The organism is Limosilactobacillus vaginalis DSM 5837 = ATCC 49540, assembly GCF_000159435.1.
Classification (GTDB): domain Bacteria; phylum Bacillota; class Bacilli; order Lactobacillales; family Lactobacillaceae; genus Limosilactobacillus; species Limosilactobacillus vaginalis.
Map to the genome: position 1 here is coordinate 64186 of NZ_GG693415.1, position 23963 is coordinate 88148.

At 41.7% G+C, this 23963-nt stretch carries 23 protein-coding genes and 1 other RNA gene; 19 read left to right on the forward strand and 5 right to left on the reverse strand.

From position 1 onward, the window contains the following. Window positions 1-81: 81 nt before the first annotated feature. Both nrdE and nrdH read right to left on the reverse strand, forming a co-directional pair. Window positions 82-2253 (reverse strand): class 1b ribonucleoside-diphosphate reductase subunit alpha, encoded by a 2172-nt coding sequence (gene nrdE / locus HMPREF0549_RS06855; RefSeq protein ID WP_003717544.1) that lies wholly within the window; start codon window positions 2251-2253, stop codon window positions 82-84. 142 nt (window positions 2254-2395) lie between these two features. Beyond that, window positions 2396-2626 (reverse strand): glutaredoxin-like protein NrdH, encoded by a 231-nt coding sequence (gene nrdH, locus HMPREF0549_RS06860; RefSeq protein ID WP_003717545.1) that lies wholly within the window; start codon window positions 2624-2626, stop codon window positions 2396-2398. Window positions 2627-2871: 245 nt separating this feature from the next. On the opposite strand from nrdH, the gene tadA reads away from it, so the two are divergent. From tadA to tsaD, 19 genes are all read left to right on the forward strand, one after another. Next, window positions 2872-3393 carry a tRNA adenosine(34) deaminase TadA gene (gene tadA / locus HMPREF0549_RS06865; protein ID WP_003717546.1) on the forward strand — a complete coding sequence of 174 codons (522 nt, stop codon included), beginning with the start codon at window positions 2872-2874 and terminating at the stop codon, window positions 3391-3393. Window positions 3394-3415: 22 nt separating this feature from the next. After that, window positions 3416-3513: signal recognition particle sRNA small type (ffs, locus tag HMPREF0549_RS09390), an RNA gene on the forward strand. Window positions 3514-3666: 153 nt separating this feature from the next. Then, complete coding sequence (dnaX, locus tag HMPREF0549_RS06870; protein WP_003717547.1) at window positions 3667-5496, forward strand: DNA polymerase III subunit gamma/tau; 1830 nt, start codon at window positions 3667-3669, stop codon at window positions 5494-5496. A 16-nt stretch (window positions 5497-5512) separates the two neighbouring features. Next, a complete protein-coding gene (locus HMPREF0549_RS06875; RefSeq protein ID WP_003717548.1) occupies window positions 5513-5821 on the forward strand; it encodes a YbaB/EbfC family nucleoid-associated protein in 309 nt (102 codons plus the stop codon). A gap of 2 nt (window positions 5822-5823) precedes the next feature. Beyond that, a complete protein-coding gene (gene recR / locus HMPREF0549_RS06880) occupies window positions 5824-6423 on the forward strand; it encodes a recombination mediator RecR (RefSeq protein ID WP_003717549.1) in 600 nt (199 codons plus the stop codon). Window positions 6424-6426: 3 nt separating this feature from the next. Further along, a complete protein-coding gene (locus HMPREF0549_RS06885; protein WP_003717550.1) occupies window positions 6427-6678 on the forward strand; it encodes a YaaL family protein in 252 nt (83 codons plus the stop codon). A gap of 11 nt (window positions 6679-6689) precedes the next feature. Then, on the forward strand, window positions 6690-7331 hold the full coding sequence (gene tmk / locus HMPREF0549_RS06890) for a dTMP kinase (RefSeq protein ID WP_003717551.1): 642 nt from the start codon (window positions 6690-6692) through the stop codon (window positions 7329-7331). Between the two features lie 31 nt (window positions 7332-7362). Further along, window positions 7363-7686, forward strand: a complete 324-nt coding sequence (gene darA / locus HMPREF0549_RS06895; protein WP_003717552.1) for a cyclic di-AMP receptor DarA — start codon at window positions 7363-7365, stop codon at window positions 7684-7686. 18 nt (window positions 7687-7704) lie between these two features. After that, window positions 7705-8709 carry a DNA polymerase III subunit delta' gene (holB, locus tag HMPREF0549_RS06900; protein ID WP_003717553.1) on the forward strand — a complete coding sequence of 335 codons (1005 nt, stop codon included), beginning with the start codon at window positions 7705-7707 and terminating at the stop codon, window positions 8707-8709. 13 nt (window positions 8710-8722) lie between these two features. Continuing rightward, window positions 8723-9076: a DNA replication initiation control protein YabA gene (locus tag HMPREF0549_RS06905; protein ID WP_003717554.1), complete on the forward strand. Its 354-nt coding sequence runs from the start codon at window positions 8723-8725 to the stop codon at window positions 9074-9076. Window positions 9077-9086: 10 nt separating this feature from the next. Beyond that, a complete protein-coding gene (gene rsmI, locus HMPREF0549_RS06910) occupies window positions 9087-9953 on the forward strand; it encodes a 16S rRNA (cytidine(1402)-2'-O)-methyltransferase (protein ID WP_003717555.1) in 867 nt (288 codons plus the stop codon). An 8-nt stretch (window positions 9954-9961) separates the two neighbouring features. Beyond that, window positions 9962-10717 (forward strand): acyl-[acyl-carrier-protein] thioesterase, encoded by a 756-nt coding sequence (locus HMPREF0549_RS06915; RefSeq protein WP_003717556.1) that lies wholly within the window; start codon window positions 9962-9964, stop codon window positions 10715-10717. 132 nt (window positions 10718-10849) lie between these two features. Then, window positions 10850-12367: a hypothetical protein gene (locus HMPREF0549_RS06920; protein ID WP_003717557.1), complete on the forward strand. Its 1518-nt coding sequence runs from the start codon at window positions 10850-10852 to the stop codon at window positions 12365-12367. A gap of 1 nt (window position 12368) precedes the next feature. Then, window positions 12369-14621 carry an RNA degradosome polyphosphate kinase gene (locus tag HMPREF0549_RS06925; protein WP_003717558.1) on the forward strand — a complete coding sequence of 751 codons (2253 nt, stop codon included), beginning with the start codon at window positions 12369-12371 and terminating at the stop codon, window positions 14619-14621. After that, a complete protein-coding gene (locus HMPREF0549_RS06930; protein ID WP_003717559.1) occupies window positions 14614-15579 on the forward strand; it encodes a Ppx/GppA family phosphatase in 966 nt (321 codons plus the stop codon). Before HMPREF0549_RS06925 ends, HMPREF0549_RS06930 begins: the two co-directional genes overlap by 8 nt. Before the next feature lie 135 nt (window positions 15580-15714). Continuing rightward, a complete protein-coding gene (gene galE / locus HMPREF0549_RS06935) occupies window positions 15715-16710 on the forward strand; it encodes a UDP-glucose 4-epimerase GalE (RefSeq protein WP_003717560.1) in 996 nt (331 codons plus the stop codon). Window positions 16711-16869: 159 nt separating this feature from the next. Next, window positions 16870-17595, forward strand: coding sequence for a tRNA (adenosine(37)-N6)-threonylcarbamoyltransferase complex dimerization subunit type 1 TsaB (tsaB, locus tag HMPREF0549_RS06940; protein ID WP_040531576.1), 726 nt, complete (start codon window positions 16870-16872; stop codon window positions 17593-17595). Next, window positions 17579-18139 (forward strand): ribosomal protein S18-alanine N-acetyltransferase, encoded by a 561-nt coding sequence (rimI, locus tag HMPREF0549_RS06945; RefSeq protein WP_003717562.1) that lies wholly within the window; start codon window positions 17579-17581, stop codon window positions 18137-18139. Before tsaB ends, rimI begins: the two co-directional genes overlap by 17 nt. A gap of 2 nt (window positions 18140-18141) precedes the next feature. Continuing rightward, window positions 18142-19167 (forward strand): tRNA (adenosine(37)-N6)-threonylcarbamoyltransferase complex transferase subunit TsaD, encoded by a 1026-nt coding sequence (gene tsaD, locus HMPREF0549_RS06950; RefSeq protein WP_003717563.1) that lies wholly within the window; start codon window positions 18142-18144, stop codon window positions 19165-19167. Window positions 19168-19237: 70 nt separating this feature from the next. Here the strand turns inward: tsaD and HMPREF0549_RS06955 are convergent, their stop codons facing one another. From HMPREF0549_RS06955 to HMPREF0549_RS06965, 3 genes are all read right to left on the reverse strand, one after another. Next, window positions 19238-20479, reverse strand: coding sequence for a glutamate-5-semialdehyde dehydrogenase (locus tag HMPREF0549_RS06955; protein WP_003717564.1), 1242 nt, complete (start codon window positions 20477-20479; stop codon window positions 19238-19240). Window positions 20480-20742: 263 nt separating this feature from the next. Further along, window positions 20743-21543 (reverse strand): glutamate 5-kinase, encoded by an 801-nt coding sequence (gene proB / locus HMPREF0549_RS06960; protein ID WP_003717565.1) that lies wholly within the window; start codon window positions 21541-21543, stop codon window positions 20743-20745. Window positions 21544-21766: 223 nt separating this feature from the next. After that, window positions 21767-23719 (reverse strand): ABC-F family ATP-binding cassette domain-containing protein, encoded by a 1953-nt coding sequence (locus tag HMPREF0549_RS06965; RefSeq protein WP_003717566.1) that lies wholly within the window; start codon window positions 23717-23719, stop codon window positions 21767-21769. Between the last annotated feature and the right edge of the window lie 244 nt (window positions 23720-23963).

The following is a 23963-nucleotide window of genomic DNA, read 5'->3' on the forward strand; positions in this document are numbered from 1 at the left end:
CCATTTTTAAGACGTGAATTTTTAAAATTCATATATTTTTAAGTTTAGCAAGCATCGATCTGAAAATCAATTTAATCCCGCTTAGATAACACAGCTTTCACATTGGTTTGCACCAATTTCATCATTATCATCGGTAAATGTCCGGACGTAGTAAATTGACTTGATCCCTTTCTTATAAGCGTAGTGGCGCAGAATATTGAGATCACGAGTAGTCATTTTATTTGTCCGACCGTTCTTCCATTCATAGAGGCCCTCTGGCATTGTTGAACGAACAAAGAGGGTAAGAGATAGTGATTGATCAACATGTTGTTGGGCAGCTGCGTAAGTATCAATTACTGTTCGCATATCCATGTCATATGCGGAACGGTAATATGGCATTGTGTCATTAGAAAGATATGGAGCGGGGTAGTAAATCTTCCCAATCATCTTCTCTTGCCGTTCTTCAATCCGGTTAATGATTGGTGTCAAGCTTGCAGTTGAATCATTAATGTAGGAAGTAGAACCATTAGGCGCAACCGCTAACCGATATTCATTGTAAAGTCCATCAGCCATAACGTCATCCTTTAGCTTCTTCCAGTCATCAATCGTTGGGATATGGATGTTCGCAAAAAGCTTCTTAACAAGGTCAGACTTAGGACCCCAATCCTTACTTACGTACTTATCAAAGTATGAACCATCGGCGTACTTGCTCTTTTCAAAATTATGGAACGTTTCGTGGCGTTCCTTTGCAATTTCATTAGAAGCAACTAGTGACCAGTAATTAAGTAGCATGAAGTAAACGCTAGTGAATTCAACAGCAACCGGACTTCCATATTGGATATGATTCTTGGCCAAGTAGCCATGAAGTCCCATTGCCCCAAGTCCGATTGAGTGACTAAGCTCATTTCCCTTTTTGATTGAAGGAACCACGTCAAGACTTTCTACGTCACTGATCCGTGTTAGACCGCGAACAATTGCGCGAATTGAACGGCCAAAATCTGGTGTATTCATCATATTGGCAATATTAGTAGAACCTAAGTTACAGCTAATGTCAGTACCAAGAGTCTCGTAGCTTTGATCATCGGCAACAATGGATGGGGTTTGAACCTGGGCAATTTCAGAGCAGAGGTTGCTCATCACGATTTTACCGTCAATTGGATTGTCACGGTTAACGGTGTCAATGTTGATAATGTAAGGGTAGCCAGATTCTTGTTGAAGCTTACTGATTTCATCTTCGAGGTCACGGGCATTCACTTTCTTTTTGTGAATCTCATCGTTAGCAACCATATTATCGTATTCTTCGGTAATATCAACATAGGAGAATGGTTTGCCGTATACCCGTTCTACATCGTAGGGGCTGAAAAGGTACATATCTTCATCTTTTTCAACCAATTCATAGAACTTATCAGGAACAGTAACTCCAAGAGAGAGGGTCTTTAACCGAATCTTTTCGTCAGCATTTTCCTTTTTAGCACCTAGGAATTCAATAATATCCGGGTGGAAGACGCTAAGGTAAACAACCCCGGCACCTTGACGCTGACCTAGCTGATTAGAGTAGGAAAAACTATCCTCTAACAATTTCATTACCGGGACAACCCCACTAGCAGCATTTTCGATTTTCTTAATTGGGGCACCTGCTTCACGAAGATTGCTCAGATTGATTCCCACACCGCCACCAATCTTAGAAAGCTGGAGCGCAGAATTGATTGTTCGACCGATAGTGTTCATGTTATCCGTTGGCTGAATGGCAAAGCATGAAACGAACTCTCCCCGCCGTTTCCGACCAACGTTCAAGAAGGTAGGGGTTGCTGGTTGATAGCGTTGATGAATAATCTCATCAGCCAGGATCATTGCTAGCTCTTCATCTCCATTCGCTAAGTAAAGGGCGTTCATTGCAACCCGGTCAATATAGTTTTCAAGGTAATATTCCTTGTCATTAGTCCGCAGAGCATATTGGGCATAGAATTTGTAAGCGGCCATAAATGAATGAAAATGAAAATTTTGTTGCTTTAAGTAGTCGTATAACTTTTCAATAAAAGCATCACTATACTTATCCATAAAGCCGTCTTCAATGTAGTCATTGTCTTCTAACCACTTATAGCGAGCGGTCACGGAAGCAAATTGCTTGGTATTAGGCTTTACGTTATTCTCAATAAAGTCTTTGAGAGCAGCTTGATCCTTATCTAACTGGATTTTGCCATCCTTGGGAATATTAACCTCATTGTTAAGGTCATAGTACTTAACTTGTGTTAAATCAATATCAGATAGTGCCATGTTTATTCTCACTTTCTATCATTTTTTTAAATAGCGAATAAAAAAAGCGGTTGCGATAAAAAATACTTTCTATCACTAACCACTCTAAAATCACCAAATTCCGGTATAAATTGATGAATTTTGAATAGTCCTTGCGATTAGATTAAATTGCTTGAGTTAATTTGTTTAATTCGTCAGGACGGAAACCAGAAAAGGCATTACCATTTGGCAACTTAACAACTGGTGTTGCCATGAAACCTTCTGACTTTAAACTGTTAATAAATTCTGGTTGTTCATCAATATTATGTTCAACGAAATTAATGTTGTGGGCTTTTAAGAATTTCTTAGTCATTTTGCATTGGATGCAGTTATTTTTAGAAAACACAGTAACCATTTTGATCCCCTCACTCGTCTTATTTGATGTTTTCTAGTATAGCGATCTTATGTAAAAAATCAATGAAAAAGTGCTATATATTGTGTGACTTTAAATAGTGAAACACAATATATAGCACATAAGGTGGGCAATTATGTATGTGAAACTTTTTGATTTATTTCTTGATAAATGATAGATTGATCAACAAACTAATATTATACACTTGAAAAGAGAAATTTAACATAAATTAAAGGAGAATTTTTACGATGAAGGAAAGAGTAACAGTTCCCCGAGAAGAACAAGTAAAGTTTATGCGAGCGGCCATTGCTGAAGCAAAAAAAGCAGCGTTGCTAGATGAAGTTCCTATTGGTGCAGTAGTGACCTATCAAGGGAAAATTATAGGACGCGGCCATAACATGCGAGAAAAATTTCAGGACGTGACTTATCATGCAGAAATGCTAGCAATTATGGAGGCCTGTTCCTACCTTCATAGTTGGCGCCTTGAAGATTGTGATCTATACGTTACTCTTGAGCCGTGCATGATGTGTAGCGGAGCAATTGTAAACGCGCGAATCAGAAATGTCTTTTACGGGGCAACTGATCCTAAGGCGGGAACAGTCGATAGTTTATATCATTTACTTGGTGATGACCGATTAAATCATCAGGCTTATGTGACTGCTGGCGTTCTTGGTGAACAGTGTAGTCAAATGTTAAAGGACTTTTTCCGGGCAGTGCGGAAAAAACGTAAACTGGCCCGAAAAAAGAAAAAGACTAGTAATTCTAAATAAAATGTTGTATGATGATATTTGCCGTAAGGCCTTAGAGCAAGGGTATGCTTACGAACCGTGTCAGGTCCGGAAGGAAGCAGCACTAAGTTTGATGTATCTTGTGCTCTAAGTTTTTTAAGAAATTAACCGTGAGGTCGGGATACTATTTCCTGGCCTCTTTAATTTTATAATTGAAAATTTTATTTATCTTAAATTCGGTTCAAATGATTTTTCTTTTGATAAAAGCTAGTATAATATTAAGCAGCATTAAAATTACGGAAAGGAAGCTGATTAATGAGTTACCAGGCATTATATCGTGTATGGCGTCCACAGCGGTTTGACGATATGGTTGGTCAACAAGTTGTTACCCGGACACTCAAAAACGCCATTATTACTCACCAAATTAGTCATGCCTACCTCTTCGCTGGGCCGCGGGGTACTGGGAAGACTTCTGCGGCTAAGATTTTCGCCAAGGCTGTTAATTGCCACCACTCTCAAGATGGTGAACCATGTAATGAATGTGATACTTGTAAAGCAATTACTAATGGTCAATTAAATGATGTTATTGAAATTGATGCTGCATCAAATAACGGTGTGGAGGAGATTCGTGATATTCGTGATAAGGCGAAGTATGCGCCAACGCAAGCGGACTATAAAGTTTACATTATTGACGAAGTTCACATGCTCTCAACAGGGGCGTTCAATGCTTTGCTTAAGACGCTGGAAGAGCCGCCTGCCAATGTAATCTTTATTTTGGCGACAACTGAGCCGCATAAGATCCCGCTTACAATTATTTCGCGGGTTCAGCGGTTTGATTTCCGCCGTATTTCGGCTACTGATTCATTCGAACGCATGAAGTACATTTTGGATCAGAAAAAGGTGGAGTATGACGAAAAGGCACTATGGGTGATTGCAAATGCTGCAGAGGGAGGAATGCGGGATGCGTTAAGTATCCTGGATCAGGTTCTTTCCTTTAGTGATAACCAGGTTAAGCTTGACGATGCCCTTTTAGTAACTGGGAGTGTTACTAAGCAGCTGTTAAAGAAGTACTTCCTGGAAGTTTGTCAAGGCCAAAGTGCTCCTGCGCTGGAAACGATGAAGCAGATTCTCGGCGAGGGTAAAGATGGTCAGCGGTTTATTGAAGATTTGATCTCGTTCATTCGAGATGTCCTTTTGTATCAAGAGTCGCCTGATTTAATAAAGGTTGAGAGTACGGGATTAAAAGATGAAGATTTTGCAGAACTGAGTAAAGCAGCTTCATCAACAATATTATACCGAATGATTGATGACCTAAATAATATTCAAATGGAAATGCGGTTTACGACTCATCCGGATGTTTATTTAGAGGTTTTGACCGTTAAATTATCCCAGCCAGAAGCAGAGCAGCCTGTCGCTAGCGTATCAAAACCAACTCAGGCTCACCAAGAAGCAAACCAAGCAGAAGTTGATAAACTTCAAGCGCAGATTCAAGCACTGCAACAGACTGTCCAGGTGCTTCAGCAACAAGGAACTACTACTATTAGTAAGCCAGTTGCTAATAGTGCTTCTAAAGCAGCAAAAGAGCAACCACGTGTTAAATCACGAAGTAATCGTGTCAATTTGCACCAGATTTATCCAGTTCTTGGTGCAGCTACGCGTCAGGATCTTGCTAAAATGAAGGAACTCTGGGGAGATATGCTTAATATGCTTAGCGTCCCTCAACGATCGCTCTTACACGTTTCTCAACCAGTGGCCGCCAGTCCGGATGGAATTATCGTGGCGTTTGACTATGCATTTCTTTTTCAGCAGGCAACTGATGATCAAGCTTTAATTCAAGCGATGGAAGATGGTCTTCAACGCTTAAGTGGTGATCAGCGAAAAGTTGTGTTTGTCCCTAAAGATCAATGGCCGCAAATACGTAAAGAGTATATTCAAAGTCATGGCTTAGGAAAAGGGTCTTCTCGTTCTACTGGTAATAATCCGCAACCCGCGGCAGCAAGTGCTGAAGCGCCAGCAGAGGAGCCGGTTTCAACCGCGCCGGCAACGGTTCAAGAACCACAACCAAAGTCAGACGAGCAAAAAGATTTGGTTACAACTGCCCAAGAGCTGTTCGGTAGTGATATTGTTAAAGTAGAAAATAATTAAAGGGGAATGATAAATTATGATGAACGGTATGAATATGCAACAAATGGTAAAGCAAGCTAAGGAAATGCAAAAGAAAATGATGGCTGAACACGAAGAACTTGCTAAGCAGCAATTCGTTGGTCAAGCACCAGATGGCATGGTAACCGCAACTTTTACTGGTGATAATAAGTTAGTTAATCTGGAAATTAAGCCAGAAGCCGTTGATCCTGATGACATTGACATGCTTTCAGATCTTGTACTGGCAGCCGTTAATGATGGGATGAAGAAGGTCAACGATGCTACTCAAAGTACTTTGGGTAAGTACACTCGTGGCTTGGGGATGTAAGAGTGCAGTATCCTGAACCGCTAGCAAAGCTAATTGAAAGCTACACAAAACTACCGGGTATCGGTCAAAAGACGGCTACCCGGCTAGCTTTTTATACACTGACGATGCAAGGCGATGACGTTACAAACTTTGCTAAATCATTATTATCAGCTAAGCGTGATCTCCATAGTTGTAGTATTTGTGGCAACATTACGGAAGATGATCCTTGCCCAATTTGCCAAGATAAGACTCGTGATCGTTCACAAATCCTTGTGGTTGAGCAATCACAGGATGTCATGGCAATGGAACGAATGCATGAGTACCATGGCTTGTACCACGTCTTAAATGGTGTAATCTCACCTGTTGCAGGGACTGGCCCGGAAGATATTAATATTACTAGCCTATTAGATCGTCTGAAAAAAGACGATGAGATAAAAGAAGTGATTATTGCAACTAACGCTTCGTCGGATGGCGAGTTAACTGCTAGTTACCTTGCAAAATTAATTAAGCCTGCCGGAATTAAAGTTACGCGGTTAGCCCACGGACTTTCTGTTGGGGCTGATATTGACTATGCGGATGAAGTAACCCTATTTAAGGCTGTTCAAGGACGGACGGAGATGTAACGAATGCTTTTCCATCATCGAAATCAAGAAGAGATAAAGCAAGAGCGTGACCAGCGATTATTGAATTTGATCTATGAAACAAAAGCAAGCTGGGATCATGCAAAGGAAACCGAGCGAGCTGTTTATGAGGCTAATGCAAGTACGGAACTTCATTATCGAAGTCGCTTGCAAGAACAAAAATATTTGTACCTTTACCGAATTGCGCGCAAATTTAAGGTACATGGTGAACTAAACCAGAGCGTAATCGATCGTTAGGAAGAGGATTAATGGCAGGAAAATTTATTTCATTTGAAGGACCGGATGGCGCAGGGAAAACAAGCGTAATTACTGCAATTCAAGCTGAACTAGAGCAACAGCTTGGTAAAGAAAAGGTAATGTATACGCGGGAACCTGGTGGTAATCATATTTCTGAGCAAGTTCGCCGGGTTTTGTTTGATGAGCACAACACTGATATGGATGGCCGAACGGAAGCGCTATTATTTGCGGCTGCCCGTCGTCAGCATATCGTTTCAGAGATTTTGCCAGCCTTAAAAGATGGCAAGGTAATTCTTTGTGATCGCTACGTCGATAGTTCAATTGCCTATCAGGTAGCTGGACGCCATCTCGGTGAGCAGAAGATTTGGCAAATTAACCAGTATGCGATTGATGGGTTGTTGCCTGACTTAACTATTTATTTGGATATTGAGTCAAAATTAGGGTTGCAGCGAATTGCTGAACACCGGGCCGATCAAGTTAACCGGTTAGACGAAGAGCAGTTAAGTTTCCATAAAACTGTTCGTGAAGCATTTCTTCGCCTTCAACGAGAAAATCCAGAAAGAATTAAGTTGATTGATGCTAGTCAGTCACTGCCTAAGGTAATTAGTGACGTGAAGCAAACGATTCATGCGAAGTTTAATGATTTATTTTAAGCTAGTGGCATTTAAAGAAAGGTGATTTATTATGAAAATGATAATTGCGATTGTTCAATCCAAGGACAGTAATCGGCTCCGGAAAGCATTTGCCAAGAACCATATCCAAATGACTCAGCTTTCTACAACAGGTGGCTTTCTCCGTGAAGGGAACGCAACGTTTTTGATCGGGATTGAAGATGAACGGGTTCAAGATGTTCTTGAGATTATCAAGAAGAACGCTAAGTCTCGTGAACAATATGTTACGTCGCAAATGCACATGGATGTTGAAGGTGGTTCTGCCTTTCCAGTTAATGTTCAAATTGGTGGAGCAACCGTCTTTGTAATGCCAGTGGAACAGTTCCACAAGTTTTAGTTGAGTAGGTGAAAAGAAGTGGCTGACCAGTTGCAGGCAGAGCGTTTGCAGCCTTTAATAGTTAAACAACTGCAAACGGTAATAAAAAATCATGAATTAGCACATGCTTACCTCTTTGTTGGTCCAACCGGCTCAGGAAAAAGTCAATTGGCCACGTGGTTAGCGTTACGACTTTTCTGTCTCCATTTGCAAAATGGTGAGCCTGACCTTACCTGTCCAGAGTGTCAGCGAATTTTAAGCGGTAATCATCCTGATGTGGTCGTTGCTAAACCGGAAGGCCGACAGATTAGGGTTGACGAGATCCGTCACTTGAAGGATGAATTTACTAAAAGTGCTGTTGAGGGCAATAAAAAGCTTTTTGTAATTCATGATGCCGAAAAGATGACGAATAATGCTGCTAATAGCTTGTTGAAGTTTATTGAAGAGCCGGGTCCAGGAATTTACATTTTAATGTTAACAACCAATAAGAGTGCTGTCTTACCAACAATTCGCTCGCGGACACAAGTGATTGAGCTGCGTCCATTGGCACGGGCTGAACTTGAAAAAGCATTGGCTAAGCAAGAAATTCCACGGACCGAACGAAGTGTTGCTATCGGGTTAACGGATTCTGTAAGCGAGATTCTGGAATGGCGAAAAGATGACTGGTTAAAGCAAGCAATTTCAGCAATCTCACTGTGGTATCGGCATACCAGTAATGAAAACATGCTAGGTTTCGTTGATATTCAAACAGAGATCGTCAAACTAGCAACCGATCGTCAAAAGCAGCAGTTGATTCTCGACCTCATGGCATTAATTTGGCGAGATACCTTACTGGTTGCAAACGGGATGACTGCTGAAGAAGATCTGCACTTTTTACAGGTTCAGGAACTTCTAACGACAATTGCCCAACAATATTCTGTACAAACATTGTTAGAAATTAGTCAGGAAACATTGACTAGCCGACACCTCTTGGATCAAAATATGGCATTTCAAAACGTTGTGGAACAGTTAACTATCAAAATTGTTCAAGCACTTTCGGCATAGGAGGGTAATCACAATGAGTGAACATGGTAATCCAAGTAATATTTATGATCGCTTCGCTCAGGTAACTAAGCAAACGCATGACCTAGTTGCTAATATGGAACAGCTCCAGGCCCAGGTGACAGAATTAATGGAAACGAATGCTGAACTTTCAATTGAAAATGACCATTTACGAACAATGTTAAAGAAGATGCATCAGCAAAAACATGATGATGATCATCTTTCTGGTTCACGGGAAAACTTAAAGAAATTGTATCAGCAAGGTTTTCATGTTTGCAGTGAATATTTTGGCAAGCGGCTTGAACAGAATGAATCGTGTACTTTTTGTTTAGACACGATTTTTGGTCATGATCAGCCAACGATTAAGTAGGGAGAGGACAATGCAACAGGTTAGTAGCTTTCAAAATCAGGATTCAGGAACGTTATACCTTGTGCCGACACCGATCGGTAATTTAGATGACATGACATTTCGAGCAGTTAAGGTGTTAACTGGGGCTGACTTGATTGCAGCTGAGGATACGCGGCATACTCAACAATTATTAAACCATTTTGATATTCACACGCCTGAGATTAGTTTCCATGAACATAATACGGAACAACGCATTCCAGAATTAATTGGTAAATTAAAGGCTGGCCTTACGATTGTGCAATGTAGTGATGCGGGGATGCCATCAATTTCTGATCCCGGGAAAGAATTAGTTGCAGCGGCAGTAAAAGAAGGGATCCCAGTTGTTCCGTTACCAGGTGCTAACGCTGGGTTGACCGCTTTAATTGCCTCTGGTCTCGTTCCCCAGCCGTTTTACTTCTATGGCTTTCTTGAACGGAAGCACCAGCAGCAAGTGCAAGAATTAGAGCAATTACGGAATCGTTCTGAGACCATGATTTTCTATGAAGCACCTCACCGTTTGAAGAAAACTCTCAAAGTGATGGCCGAAGTTTTTGGTGACGACCGCCAAGCAGTTTTAGCTCGTGAATTAACTAAACGTTATGAGGAGTTTAGTCGGGGAAGTTTAGCTGAGTTAACTGCCTTTTATGATGAACATCAGCCACGAGGAGAATATGTTGTGCTAATAGCTGGGAATCCTCATCCTGATGAAGATGTTCAAAATGATGAAGCCGGAACACCAATTGAACAGATTGATCAGAAAATTAGTGAAGGGTTATCTACTAATGCAGCAATTAAATTAGTTGCCAAGAAAAATAAGTTGAATCGTCAAGAACTCTATAAGCAATATCATAATATTTAGGAGTAAAAATGGAATTAAAACAATCGGCACAGGAATATGAAATACCGCATCAGCTTGCTTATTACGAATGCAATGAATTAGGTCATCCAACTCTAAGTATGGTAATGAGTATGCTTATGGTTGTTGCTGATAAACAAAGTGACCAACTGGGGTTAAGCCAGGAAAATATTCAGGCGACTGGTGGAACCTGGGTTATTGTTAGTTTTGAAGGAACGCTTGACCTGCAATCACTAAAAATTGGTGATACCGTTATCCTTGGAACGCGGGCGACCGGATATAATCGTTTCTTTGCGACCCGTGAGTTTTGGCTCCGTGATAAGGATGGTCAAAAAGAGTATGCTCATGTTCAATCTTTATTGGCATTCATGAATTTAACCAGTCGAAAAATGGAACCAATTCCCGAAAAGATAATTACAGCTTATCAAGCACCAAAAGTTAAACGTGTGCCACGGGGACGACGACCTAAGCCGATTGCCGCAGATGCATTATTAACAGAAAAACGATACCATGTTCGTTATTTTGATTTAGATGCTAATCGTCATGTCAACAATGCCCGCTACTTTGATTGGCTCTTGGATCCGCTTGGTGAGCAGTTTTTAACGACCCACCAATTAAAGTCGTTTTCAATTCAATACCATCAAGAAGTTCGTGCCGACCATGATATTACTAGTGAGTTTACGATGGCAGATCCACATACCAGTCTTCACCAGATTAAAAGCAACGGTAAACTTTGTACGAAGGCTAAGTTTAGCTGGTTGGGTTAAGAATTGCTGAATTTAAGATATTCGAAAAAGGGTTCAGAAAAAACATTTTGCTTTTTCTGAACCCTTTTTAGCACGCTCTTTATGTTCATTAATGGTAGACTTAAAGTGGAAAAACATTGAGGGGTGATTAGAATGAAAAATTCGTTGACGGCAGTAATTTATTTACAACCGGACCAGATTTTCTTACGAATTATCAAGCTCCCAAGCCTCAAAGTAGTTAATGACGTCCGTTCTGGATTATTTGCTATTGGTGAAGATAATAAAACTGCTAATTATCGAAAGAACATGGCAGCAATCACTGATAATATTGAAGGCTTCAAGGAACTGATTAGCGATTATCAGGTTGATGATATTAAATTCTATGGAGCCTATGAAGATATGGATAGCGTCACCGCAAGTTATGTTGGTGATCAGCTGAAGGTTCGTACGGGACTGAAAATTGAATGGCTGAATAATAATCAATTAATGGCCCAGTCAATGAGTTATATTGTTGATCAGTTACCAGAATTTAAGAATTTAAGCAAGCATTGCCTGTATATTTTGAGTATTGGATTAGATAGCTCAACACTGGCATTTTTCCATCATGGTAATTTTGAGACTTCATGGGAAATTGATCTTGGCGGGGCCCAGATTCACCGCCTTGTTAACCAGTTACGGCAGACGACGACTAATCCGACAGAAATTATTCAGGATTACATTGGTAGTAAGCTTGGTTACTTAGCGCCTGAATTAACGCGGCAAAAGAAGACGACGATGATTGTTCAGAATGCGCCTTCGTTGGCAAAACGCTATGTGGATAAGCACCAAAAAATTGGTGAAATTGACCGTCAAAAATTCCGTGAAACGTTTAATCACCTATTAATTCCTCAGGATCGATACATGTATAACAATGATATTGACCCGACAGAAGCTCAGGATGAATATATTTTACCAAACTATTTGGTGATTGCTCGAATGTCAGATCTGATTAATCCATCAAGTCTTTATGTGACAAACCTTTCGATTATGGATGGCATTTCAAACGGGATCGCAACGGCCAATGATGTTTCTCAAGCTACCGTAAATAATATGATTCAGACCTCTGCTGATAATATTGCTAAACGGTACGGGATTGATTTTAATCATGCGGACTTTGTTAAGAAGTATGCACTTCAATTCTTTGATGAATTACGGCCAATTCACCGACTAAGCAACCATTACCGTCTTTTGCTTGAAGTGGCGGCTAAGGTTGATGATATTGGGAATTTTATTAACCAGCAAGGGCACTATCGACATTCGGCATATATTTTGGAGGCTAATCCCATGATCGGTCTCTCCAATGAAGATAACCTAATTATTGCGGAAGTTGCCCGTTACCACAGTACTGAAAGCCCAACCATTGACCAGTCTCATTATCGTCATTTGGACGAGGATATTCAGATGCCAGTTGCCAAGTTAGCGGCAATCTTAAGATTAGTTGATTCCCTAGATGATTCACGACAGCAAAAGATTAGTCGGATTCAGCTAAAATTAAAGAACGGGCGACTAATTATTAAAGCGACTAGCTCAGACGATTTAGTACTAGAAAGCTGGTCATTTAGCCAAAAGTCACAACTCTTTGACGATGTCTTCGGTATTAAACCTGTATTAAAGGAAAAAGAGGGGCGGTAAAATGTACAAGGAATTTTATAAACCACAAAATTATGTTAATCGGGAACTTAGTTGGATTGACTTTAATGGACGGGTTCTCGAAGAAGCAACTGATACCAGCAACCCGCTTCTTGAACGGGCAAACTTTTTAGGGATTACCCAAAGCAACGTCGATGAATTCTTTATGGTACGGGTTGCGTCACTTCATAAATTGGCAGCAGCAAATGTAACAACAACGGATGCTTCGGGAATGACACCTGAGGAACAATTAACGGCCGTAAATAAAAAAGAGCATGAAATGGTGAAGGAACGTTATGAAGTTTATAACAAACAGATAATTCCTGACTTACGACAACACCAGATTAATATTATGCACCTAGCCGATTTAGATGATCGGCAAAAGGAATTTATTCGGCGGTACTTCAGTGATGAGTTAATGCCGGTACTAACACCAATGGCAGATGATACTTCACGGCCATTCCCGTTCATTGCTAACAACTCACTTAACATTGCAATTCAATTACGCCGGGATCCAAAGCAAAAGAAAGCTGTTCAGGAACAAGAAATTCTTGAAGGCGATCAGGAGGTTAAGAGTCGTCAGCTAGAACCCCATGATGATAGTCGAGAATCAGATATTAAGTTTGCCACTGTTCGTGTTCCGTCCATTTATAAGCGACTAGTTCGCTTACCGGGAGAGAACAACTTTATCCTAATTGATGAAGTCATTAAGCGTTTCCTTGGCCAGCTCTTCCCAGGTTATCAAATTTTGGCTTCAGCAACTTACCGGGTAATGCGTGATATGGACTTGGATGTTGCGGAAGAAGATACTTCTGACCTATTACGGGCCGTTAAACACCAATTACGTGAACGGGAACACGGTGAGGTAATGCGGCTTGAAGTTGAAAATTCAATTGATGAGTGGCTAGAGGATCAGCTGATTGACAACCTGCACGTGAATGAACGTTCAATTTACCGGGTAAATGGTCCGGTAGACTTAACCTTCTTGAAGAAACTTTCTGGAATGGTTGACGGACATACTGATCTCCGTTTTCCACCGTTCCACGCTTACCAAAATCCTGCTTTAGACATGGAGCACAATATCTTTGCTGCTATCCGGAAGCACGACTACTTAATGCAGCACCCGTATGATAGTTTCCAATCGGTAGTTAACTTCATTCACCAGGCTGCCCTCGATCCAGAAGTCCTTGCAATCAAGATGACTCTTTACCGGGTATCCGGAAATTCACCAATTATTAAGTATTTAGGGATGGCTGCCCAACGAGGAAAACAAGTAACCGTTCTGGTAGAAGTTAAGGCCCGGTTTGATGAACAAAATAACGTTCGGTGGGCTCAAAGATTGGAACAAATGGGCTGTCACGTAATTTACGGACTTGTCGGCCTTAAAACGCACTGTAAGGTTGCCTTGGTTATCCGGCGGGATGAAGACGGCCTTCGTCGTTACATGCACCTGGGAACTGGAAACTATAATGATGTAACTGCTCATTTCTACACTGACATGGGACTTCTGACCTGTGATCAAGAGATTGGGATGGATATGACCAACCTCTTCAATATGCTTTCGGGATTTGCTCGGCCACCGTACTTCAATAAGATTCGGGTTTCGCCAAACGGAATTCGGAACTTTATTAACCAAAAGATTGATCAGCAGATTAAAATTGCTGAAAGTGGTAATCCGGCTCTCATTCGGATGAAGATGAATTCACTCTCGGATAAACAAATTATTGCGCACCTGTATGAAGCAGCATCTAAGCGAGTTAAGATTCAGTTGATTATTCGGGGAATCACCTGTTTACGGAATGATTTACCAGAACTGCACGGGAATATTGAAGTTCACTCAATTGTTGGCCGGTTCTTGGAGCACTCCCGGATTTACTACTTTGAAGGCAATGGTAATGAAGAAATTTACCTTTCAAGTGCTGACATGATGACCCGAAACCTTAATCGGCGGGTTGAGGAACTTTATCCGGTGGAACAAGCAGATACCAAAGAGAAGGCAATTTCAATCCTTGACGATATGTGGAAGGATAACGTTAAGGCTCGGGTTCTTGTTGGTGATCACTATGAACGAATTGACAACCATGGTGAAGAGCCATTTAATTCCCAAGAATTCTTTGTTCAACGGGCAAATGTTGAAAGCAAGCAAACAAAACGACAGGAAAAGTCAAAGCGTCATTTTTCAAACGTCTTTGAAACTTTAAGCCGTCACGTTCCAAGTCTCCATCTCGATTCACGAAAGGGTGAACGCCATGAGTAAGGATTCTCAATACCTAGCAATTATCGATCTTGGTTCTAACTCAGTCCGCTTAAAGATTGATCAGATTAATCTTGATGGTTCATACCAGACAAAACAGTATGAGAAACGGTATGTTCGTCTTTCGTCAGATATGGGACCAGAAAAGATTTTAAAACCCGAACCAATTAAACGAACGCTAAAAGCCCTGACTGAATTTCGCCAGATTTGTGATCAGTATAAGCATCTTAAAATTCTTGCTGTGGCGACGGCAGCGGTTCGTCAAGCACAGAACCAGAGTGATTTCTTACAACAAGTTCAGGAAAAAACTGGCTTTGTAATTCACGTGATTTCTGGTGAACAGGAGGCTTACCTTGACTATATTGGGGTTAGTCATACTCTGGCGCTTAAAAACGGTGCCATCTTAGATACTGGCGGTGCTAGTATGGAGATTATCCTGGTTAATGACGGTCAGGCTGAAGAAGTGGTCAGTATTCCACTCGGTTCAGTTTTGCTCTCGCAACGGTATGACCTTGGTGACCAAATTAGTGCTACCAATCTGTTTAACGCGATTGTAAAGGTTGATCAGGTCCTAAGTAAGGAATTATGGTTAAACCGTGTTCGCCATGGAGAACTGGTTGCGCTAGGAGGTTGTAACCGAGCATTGGCAAAAATCTTTCGTTGGCAACAAGCAGTTAATTCAAGTCGGGTTGCGCCAGTTCATGGCTTAACAATGAGTCCCGATGAAGCATTTACAATTATGCAGCAGCTGTTGAGAAGCTCGCGAAGTGAACGGGCTAAGATTCGTGGTGTTAACAAAGAACGAGCTGATGTTATTGTGGGTGGCCTATTACCATTAATGAGTATTGTCCGCCAGCAGCAAATTCAACAAATCCAATTTAGTGATAGTGGTCTTCGCGAAGGATTGCTATTTCGGTACCTTGAACACGAAACTAGCTTAGAAAACTTAATCACTTTGTAATCGGTTACATTATTTACTAAAATTTTACTTAATTTTACTAAACGGCCAATTATAAAAGTGCTACAATCATATTTGAACAAGGAATTAGTAGACAGTCTGGTAATAGCAGATGTTGTCGGATAAGGAGGAAACAACATGGCAATTTTAGTTGCTGGTGGTGCCGGTTATATCGGTTCACACATGGTTAAGGACTTAGTTGAACACGGTCAAGAAGTTGTCGTTGCTGATAACCTTTCTACAGGTCACCGTGACGCAATCAACCCAAAGGCAAAATTCTACGAAGGTGACATTCGTGACCGGAAGTTTTTGGACAAGATCTTTGATAATGAAGACATTGAAGCGGTTGTTCACTTCGCTGCTTTTTCAATTGTCCCTGAATCAATGAGCAAGCCTTTGAAGTACTTTGACAACAATACTGGTGGAATGATCACTTTGCTTGAAGCAATGCGTGACCACAATATCAAGTACATTGTCTTCAGTTCAACAGCTGCTACTTACGGTGTTCCTGAACACATGCCAATTAAGGAAACTGATCCACAAAACCCAATCAACCCATACGGCTTGAGTAAGTTAATGATGGAAAAGATGATGCACTGGGCTGACAAGGCTTATGGCATTAAGTTTGTTGCTCTTCGGTACTTTAACGTTGCCGGTGCTGCTCCAGATGGAACTATTGGTGAAGACCACGGTCCTGAAACACACTTAGTTCCGATCATTCTCCAAGTTGCTCAAGGAAAGCGGAAAGAATTGAGCATCTTTGGTGATGACTACAATACACCAGATGGGACTAACGTTCGTGACTACGTTCATGTTATGGACTTGGCTGATGCCCACATCTTAGCAATTAAGTACCTTGAAGCTGGTAACGAAAGTAATGCATTCAACCTTGGTTCATCAACCGGGTTCTCTAATAAGCAAATACTTGAAGCAGCTCGAGAAGTTACTGGCGAACCAATTCCCGCAAAGATTGCCCCACGGCGTCCAGGAGACCCTGATTCATTAGTTGCCGCTAGTGACAAGGCCCGGAACGTTCTTGGCTGGGATCCAAAGTACGATGATGTTCATGACATTATCGCAACTGCATGGAAGTGGCATTCAACCCACCCAAAGGGCTACGATGACCGCGACTAGTTATTAATGCTTAGAATGTACTCATAATAATAAACCTTCAAAAAGTAACGTTTAGCAGGGGGAGTTTAGCTAAACGCTACTTTTTATTTTGACGTAAAATTAATGCAAAAAGTGGCTGGTGTGATAAGATGTTAGATGATTGAAAGGATGATCGAAGAAATGAAAGTACTTGCCATTGATACGTCAAACCATCCAATGAGTGTTGCGGTAGTTGAGGATAATCAGCTTTTGGCAACTGAAACATTGAACATGGTACGTAACCATAGTATTTATTTAATGCCAGCAATTGATAAGCTATTTAAGCTTGTCAAGTGGCAACCAGAAGACGTTGACCGGATCGCTGTTGCCCAGGGACCAGGATCGTATACTGGCATTCGAATTGCAGTTTCAACCGCTAAGGTACTCGCTGACACCTTGAAGAAGGAGTTAGTAGGTATTTCGAGTCTTGAAGTGTTAGCGCGGAATGTTGTTCCAACAACTAAAGAAGTAATTGTGCCATTTTTCGATGCCCGGCGCGGAAACGTTTTTGCAGGCGCATACCAGTGGCAAGATGGAAAATTAGTTAATCGGATTCCCGATCAACATTTGGCAATGAAGGAACTCCTGCAGCAACTTGCTCAATTACAGCAACCAATTTTATTAGTTGGGCACTTAACTGAGCGAATTGAGAAGACAATGGGAGAAATGCCAGCCAATATTCAGTTAGCCCCACGACCATTTGCCATCCCTTCGACTTACCAGTTAGCACTTGCTGGAGAAGATGCTCAGCCAGTTACGGATATTGATTCGATGATTCCACATTATCTACGGATTACAGAAGCGGAAGCCAATTGGCAAAAGCTTCACCCAGGTGAGACTAGGCAAAATTATGTTCGCGAAGTTTAAGAACTGGCTTAAACATCATCAGGAAGCTGGTCAATTAATTTTTGAACAGCAAACGAAGCTAATCAATGGACGCCAGTTTACCATTCGCCGTGCAAGGTTCACCGATATTTCTTCAATTATTAGAATTGAGGAATTGATTTACGGGACGGCTCCTTGGAACGCAAATGCTTTTCAAATTGAACTGGAGCGGGATCACGATCGACTTTATCTTGTAACGGTCTACGATGGGCAGGTAGTTGGCTATGCTGGTTGTTCATTTAATTGGTATGAACACGAAAGCCACATTACCAATATTGGTGTGAGTCCGGCATATCAGGATCAAGGAATCGGTGCTAATTTGATTCAAATTTTAAAGACTTATGCTGGCAACCATGGCTATCCGCGAATGACACTAGAAGTGCGGATTCATAATCTAAGAGCACGAAAATTGTATGAACGACTAGGATTTCATCAAACCAATATCAAATCGCACTATTATATTGATAACCGAGAAGACGCGGTTGAGATGGAAGTAAAATTGCAAAGTAGAGGGGAAAATACTTAGTTATGGCAGAAAGAACGTTAATTTTGGCATTTGAAACGAGCTGTGATGAAACAAGTGTCGCGGTTGTTGAAAACGGCACTAAGATTTTATCAAATATTGTTGCCACTCAGATTGATAGCCACCAACGATTTGGCGGTGTTGTTCCGGAGGTGGCTAGTCGGCACCATATTGAGTGGATTACCCGATGCACTGATCAGGCGCTAGCAGAGGCCAATGTTTCATATAACGATATAGCAGCTGTCGCGGTTACTTATGGTCCGGGACTAGTCGGCTCATTATTAATTGGGGTTACTGCAGCTAAAGCAATTGCGTGGGCACACAATTTACCATTAGTTCCGGTAAACCACATGACTGGTCACTTATATGCTGCTCGGTATGTTGGCGAGTTTAAGTATCCACAAATGGCATTGCTTGTTTCAGGTGGTCATACAGAGTTGGTCTACATGAAGGCTGAACATGAATTTGAAATCATTGGTGAAACGCGTGATGATGCTGCTGGTGAGGCCTATGATAAGATTGGTCGGGTCCTTGGGGTTAATTATCCTGCTGGAAAAACGATCGATGAATGGGCAGCTAAGGGAGAAGATACTTTTCACTTCCCGCGAGCAATGGAAAAAGAGGCAAACTATGACTTTAGTTTTAGCGGCTTAAAGAGTGCCTTTATTAATACGGTTCATAATGCAGATCAGCGGGGTGAAAAACTAAATAAGTATGATTTAGCAGCCAGCTTCCAACAAAGCGTTGTTGACGTGTTAGCAGAAAAAACGATGCGGGCTCTTGACCGTTATCCGGTAAAACAGCTAATCTTAGCTGGCGGTGTTGCTGCTAACCATGGCCTTCGTTCTCGGTTAGACCATGACATGCATAAGTACCATCCAGACGTAACGATGCTCCAGGCACCATTGAAACTATGTGGTGATAACGCAGCGATGATTGGTGCTGCTGGATATATGTGCTACCAACACGGTGATCGTGCCGGAATGGATTTGAATGCAGAACCGGGATTAATGTATGGGCGAATGAAGTAAAGATAAGTGTGTAAAAATAAAATGTGAGCTCCAGTGCTCGGTAAAGCCGAACTCTGAAGCTCACATTTTTTTATTTCCGGATTTGTCCATTACCGGTAATTTCATACTTAATCGTTGTTAACTGGTGTAGCCCCATTGGTCCACGAGCATGAAGCTTTTGGGTACTAATACCAATTTCAGCACCGAAGCCAAACATTCCGCCATCCGTAAACCGGGTAGAAGCGTTAACGTAAACACACGCAGAGTCAATTTGCTCCTGGAATTTCCGTCCTCGTTCTAAGTTATTAGTGATAATTGTTTCGGAGTGATGGGTACTATGGTCATTAATGTGAGTGATTGCAGCATCAAGACTGTCAACAACTTTAACCGCCATAATGAGATCATTGTACTCAGTGTCCCAGTCTTCTGCGGTTACTGGGATAATCTCGGGAACAATTTTCCGTGCCGCTTCATCACCGCGAAGTTGAACACCGTGTTTGATTAATGCTTTAGCAATCACTGGTAAGTAGGTTGAAGCTACCTGACGATGAATTAGTAGCTTTTCAGCAGCGTTGCAGACGGATGGGCGTTGAACCTTGGCGTTAACCGCAATTGCAGTTGCCATTTCAAGATCGGCATCACGATCGACGTAAACGTGACAGTTACCGGCTCCTGTTTCAATTACCGGAACGGTTGCAGTTTTAACAACTCGTTGAATCAGGCCGCGGCCACCTCGGGGGATGAGGACATCAATATACTTAGTTAAATTCATCATTTCCTGAGCACTTTGATGGCTTGGATCAGCGACCATTTGAATAGCATCGGCTGGAAGCCCGGATTGGGTAAGAGCCTCGCGAAGGGCCTTGGCAATTGCCAGGTTAGTTTGTAATGCTTCCTTACCGCCACGGAGAATTACCGCATTACCACTTTTAAAAGTAAGACCAGCAGCATCAGCAGTAACGTTTGGTCGGGCTTCAAAAATAATCCCAATGACACCCAATGGAACTCGCCGTTGAATAATTTGTAATCCGTCAGCACTAATCCATCCCCGGTCAATTTGCGCGGTCGGATCGGAAAGTTGGGCGATAGAACGAAGACCATTTGCCATGTCAGTGATTCGCTGTTCGTTGAGCATTAAGCGGTCAAGAAACTTCTTTGGCATTTCATTAGCATTAGCTAAGTCTTGTTTATTTGCTGTAAGAATAGCAGTTTGATTGGCTATTAAAGCATCAGCCATTGCAATTAGGCCCTTATTTTTAGATGCAGTATCAAGAATTGCTAATTGTCGTGCAGCTATTTGCGCTTGTTTACCGATTTGATTGAGTGATGTCATGATATGATCCTCCTTGGTTGAATTTTGAGTTTTCTCCTATTGTTATGTAGTCTTTGTTCGCCAGGGCTTGCTAGAGCTAGTGTTTTAGGCGACTGAGTCGAAATGTGTTCGCCGTGACTTTCCTCGAGCTAAGGTTCTAGGCAACTGAGTCAAGATCTGCTTGCCAGGAACTTGCTAGAGCTAACAACCTCCCTCGCAGATGCTTCCAGCATCTAGTCGGGAGAAATTGTTAGCTTTCCGCAAGTTCTTTGCTGGCTCGCACTCTATTTTCCAAACCTTGTTCCCACTTCTTCGCTACCGTCGAGGATTTGGAAGATGATTTTGGGATCACGGCCGTTGCAAAGGACCATGTGCTGGTTAGCTTGCATAATAGTGGCAGCGGCGCGGAGCTTAGTGACCATCCCACCGGTGCCAAATTGGGTACTGCTACCACTTGCGGCTTGCTCAAGTTCTGGAGTCATTTGATTAACGTGACGAATGGGTTGGGCATCGGTAAATTTATGCGGATCACGATTATAAAAGGCATCGATGTCAGAAAGAACGATTAACAGATCAGCCTTAATTTTAGTCGCAACTTGGGCAGAGAGTTCATCGTTATCACTGAAAGTAGTGTGGTGATCCAGCTCATCAACTGAAACTGGATCATTTTCGTTGATAATTGGGACAACCGCATCACCAAGAAGAGTTTCGATCGTATTAAGAATGTGCTGACGGCTAACCGGGTAGTCAAGGACATCTCGGGTTAATAAAATTTGTCCGACCTTAGTCTGATAATCCAGAAATCGTTGCGAATAGATCCGCATTAACTCGGTTTGACCAATTGCGGCCAGGGCCTGTTGCTGAGCAATTTCAGCTGGCCGCTTTGTTAAGCCGAGACTGGCAAGGCCAACACCAATCGCACCTGAAGAAACTAAAACCATTTCGTAACCTTGATGATTCAGCGTTGCAAGAGTATACGCCAGGCGGTCAATTGTCCGTAAATTAACCTGACCGTTGGGGTAGATTAAACTACTTGTCCCAACTTTAACAACAATGCGTTGATGCTGCTTTCCCATATTAACCATCCCTTCTAAACAAAAAACATGCCTAAGTCGAGGCACCAGTTACGGCGTTACCATCCTCGTTCAAAGACATGCTTTACTCTTTTTCAAAAATATTATTTACGTGTTGGATTAATAATGATTAGGATTCGGAATTATGTAAGTGGCTTTCAGCCGATGACCACTATTCTCTGGAACTTCCTACTTGGATCATTTGATTGCAGTTTACTTTCTTCTTGGTTAAAAGTCAACTATTTTCTTGATCAAACTTTTCTAGCTCCTCGGCTGCATTAGTCCACTCCAACTCGACTTCTTCAGACTGTTCATTTAACTTATTCAGTTGTTTTTGCAAATCCGCGAGTTGTCCAATATCAGTAGCAACTTCTGGTTGACTCATCTGCTCTTGAATTGCTTGTGACTGTTCTTCAAGGGAAGCCATTTGATCTTCTAACTTGTCAACTTGTCGCTGAAGCTTTCGCCGGGCTCGCTGAGTTTCCTTACTTTGCTGGTAAGACTGTTGAGCGCTGGATTTTTTGGGCTTAGCTGTTGAGTTTACTTGTTGCTCATCCTGTCCTGCAGTTGAAGCTAATTCCTTATTGACGGCTTCAAGGTAGTCATCATAGTCACCTTCATAATGCTTAATTCCGGTAGCGCTCATGTCAAGAACATCCGTGGCAACTTGGTTAATAAAGTACCGGTCGTGGGAAATAAATAGTACCGTGCCAGAGAACTCGTTGATTGCGTTCTCAAGGACTTCACGACTATCAATATCTAAGTGGTTCGTTGGTTCATCAAGAATTAAGAAGTTGATTGGTTTAAAAGAAAGCTTAGTTAACTCTAGGCGAGCTTTTTCGCCACCGGAAAGGTCATGGACAAGTTTATAAACATCATCGCCAACGAAGAGAAAACTACCAAGTAGGGAGCGAATATCCTTTTCAGGAACGTTTGAGTGATCGTCCCAAACTTCATTTAAAACAGATTTTTCGGGATGAAGCTGCTGCTGTTCCTGATCGTAGTAACCAATTTGCAAGTTAGCGCCTAGTTTAATCGAACCGCTAATCAGTGGGATCCGATCCAAAATTGACTTTAGCAGGGTTGATTTACCGATTCCGTTGGGCCCAATGATTCCAACTCGTTGGGGCTTACGAACGGAAAACGAAAGCGGCCCGGCAAGCTTTTGATCATTATAACCAACTACTGCGCGGTCAACATCCAGGACTTCGTTACCACTATCCTTATCACTGTGAAAATGGAAGTGGATTGACCGATCGTCAGTCTCGGGACGATCCATCCGATCCATTTTTTCTAGTTGTTTCCGACGCGCCTGAGCACGTTTTGTGGTTGAAGCCCGAACAATGTTGCGGTTGACAAAGTCTTCAAGCTTTGCAATCTTCTTTTGCTGTTGTTCGTAGTGCTTCCATTCAGCAGTAAGCCATTCTTGTTTATGCTGCATAAATTGGGTGTAATTGCCAGTATAATGACGCAACGTATGGTTATCGAGATCGTAAATATCAGAAACAACTCGATCAAGGAAGTACCGGTCGTGAGAAACGACAAGCAGTGCGCCCTGATAGCTCTTTAGATAATCTTCTAGCCATGCAAGAACGTTCATATCTAAGTGGTTTGTTGGTTCGTCTAGGATCAAAAGATCAGGGGACTGCAAAAGAATTTTAGCAAGGGCTAGTTTTGTCTTTTGTCCTCCAGATAGGGAATTGATCGCAGTTTGGTAGTCAGCTTCTTCAAACCCAAATCCTTTTAAGATTCCCCGCATTCGTGACTCGTATTCAAAACCGCCCTGTTTCTTGAAAGCAGATTGGAGCTGAGAATATTTTTCCGTTGTTAGCTGGAATTCTTTAGTTGCTGGATCGAGTGAAGCTAACTGGTTTTCTAACTGGTGAATTTGCTTTTCCATTTTATGGAGAGGAGCAAATACTAGATCAAGTTCGGCCCAGATACTATTTTGGCTATCTAACCCTTGATCCTGAGCCAGGTAACCGATAGTTAGATCCTTGCTTTTAGAAATTGTCCCTTCATCGGGGCTAGTGATTCCGGCAATCATTTTTAAGAGGGTCGTTTTCCCGGCACCATTGCGACCGACAAGGGCTGTCCGGCCATGTTCCTGAATTTGGAGATTGATGTCATGAAAGAGGACATCAGCGCCAAAACGACGCATTACATTATTGGCTTGCAAAAGAATCATTTTGTTTACCTCGTTCTTCAAAAGATGTACTTTTCCATTATACGCTGGTTAGCCTTGATTTCACAAAGTTTAGCTTGTAAATTACGTTAATGATTAAGCAAATGAAAAAATTTTTGAAAATAATTTTGTTTGAGTGTTCACAATGAGAGAGTTTGTTGCTAGAATAATAAGAGAATTGGATTTCACAAACTAGCAAAATTGAGTAGAAAATATAAGCTCACTAATGTTGAATAATATAAAAATA

Excerpts from the sequence above, each read along its gene's own strand:
- tsaD (WP_003717563.1), top strand. The coding sequence starts at position 18,142 with ATGGCAGAAAGAACGTTAATTTTGGCATTTGAAACGAGCTGTGATGAA.
- HMPREF0549_RS06885 (WP_003717550.1), top strand. The coding sequence starts at position 6,427 with ATGCTTTTCCATCATCGAAATCAAGAAGAGATAAAGCAAGAGCGTGAC.
- HMPREF0549_RS06955 (WP_003717564.1), bottom strand. The coding sequence starts at position 20,479 with ATGACATCACTCAATCAAATCGGTAAACAAGCGCAAATAGCTGCACGA.
- HMPREF0549_RS06905 (WP_003717554.1), top strand. The coding sequence starts at position 8,723 with ATGAGTGAACATGGTAATCCAAGTAATATTTATGATCGCTTCGCTCAG.
- proB (WP_003717565.1), bottom strand. The coding sequence starts at position 21,543 with ATGGTTAATATGGGAAAGCAGCATCAACGCATTGTTGTTAAAGTTGGG.
- darA (WP_003717552.1), top strand. The coding sequence starts at position 7,363 with ATGAAAATGATAATTGCGATTGTTCAATCCAAGGACAGTAATCGGCTC.
- HMPREF0549_RS06925 (WP_003717558.1), top strand. The coding sequence starts at position 12,369 with ATGTACAAGGAATTTTATAAACCACAAAATTATGTTAATCGGGAACTT.
- tadA (WP_003717546.1), top strand. The coding sequence starts at position 2,872 with ATGAAGGAAAGAGTAACAGTTCCCCGAGAAGAACAAGTAAAGTTTATG.
- HMPREF0549_RS06920 (WP_003717557.1), top strand. The coding sequence starts at position 10,850 with ATGAAAAATTCGTTGACGGCAGTAATTTATTTACAACCGGACCAGATT.
- dnaX (WP_003717547.1), top strand. The coding sequence starts at position 3,667 with ATGAGTTACCAGGCATTATATCGTGTATGGCGTCCACAGCGGTTTGAC.
- nrdE (WP_003717544.1), bottom strand. The coding sequence starts at position 2,253 with ATGGCACTATCTGATATTGATTTAACACAAGTTAAGTACTATGACCTT.
- rsmI (WP_003717555.1), top strand. The coding sequence starts at position 9,087 with ATGCAACAGGTTAGTAGCTTTCAAAATCAGGATTCAGGAACGTTATAC.
- HMPREF0549_RS06930 (WP_003717559.1), top strand. The coding sequence starts at position 14,614 with ATGAGTAAGGATTCTCAATACCTAGCAATTATCGATCTTGGTTCTAAC.
- tsaB (WP_040531576.1), top strand. The coding sequence starts at position 16,870 with ATGAAAGTACTTGCCATTGATACGTCAAACCATCCAATGAGTGTTGCG.
- rimI (WP_003717562.1), top strand. The coding sequence starts at position 17,579 with ATGTTCGCGAAGTTTAAGAACTGGCTTAAACATCATCAGGAAGCTGGT.
- galE (WP_003717560.1), top strand. The coding sequence starts at position 15,715 with ATGGCAATTTTAGTTGCTGGTGGTGCCGGTTATATCGGTTCACACATG.
- HMPREF0549_RS06875 (WP_003717548.1), top strand. The coding sequence starts at position 5,513 with ATGATGAACGGTATGAATATGCAACAAATGGTAAAGCAAGCTAAGGAA.
- tmk (WP_003717551.1), top strand. The coding sequence starts at position 6,690 with ATGGCAGGAAAATTTATTTCATTTGAAGGACCGGATGGCGCAGGGAAA.
- HMPREF0549_RS06915 (WP_003717556.1), top strand. The coding sequence starts at position 9,962 with ATGGAATTAAAACAATCGGCACAGGAATATGAAATACCGCATCAGCTT.
- HMPREF0549_RS06965 (WP_003717566.1), bottom strand. The coding sequence starts at position 23,719 with ATGATTCTTTTGCAAGCCAATAATGTAATGCGTCGTTTTGGCGCTGAT.
- nrdH (WP_003717545.1), bottom strand. The coding sequence starts at position 2,626 with ATGGTTACTGTGTTTTCTAAAAATAACTGCATCCAATGCAAAATGACT.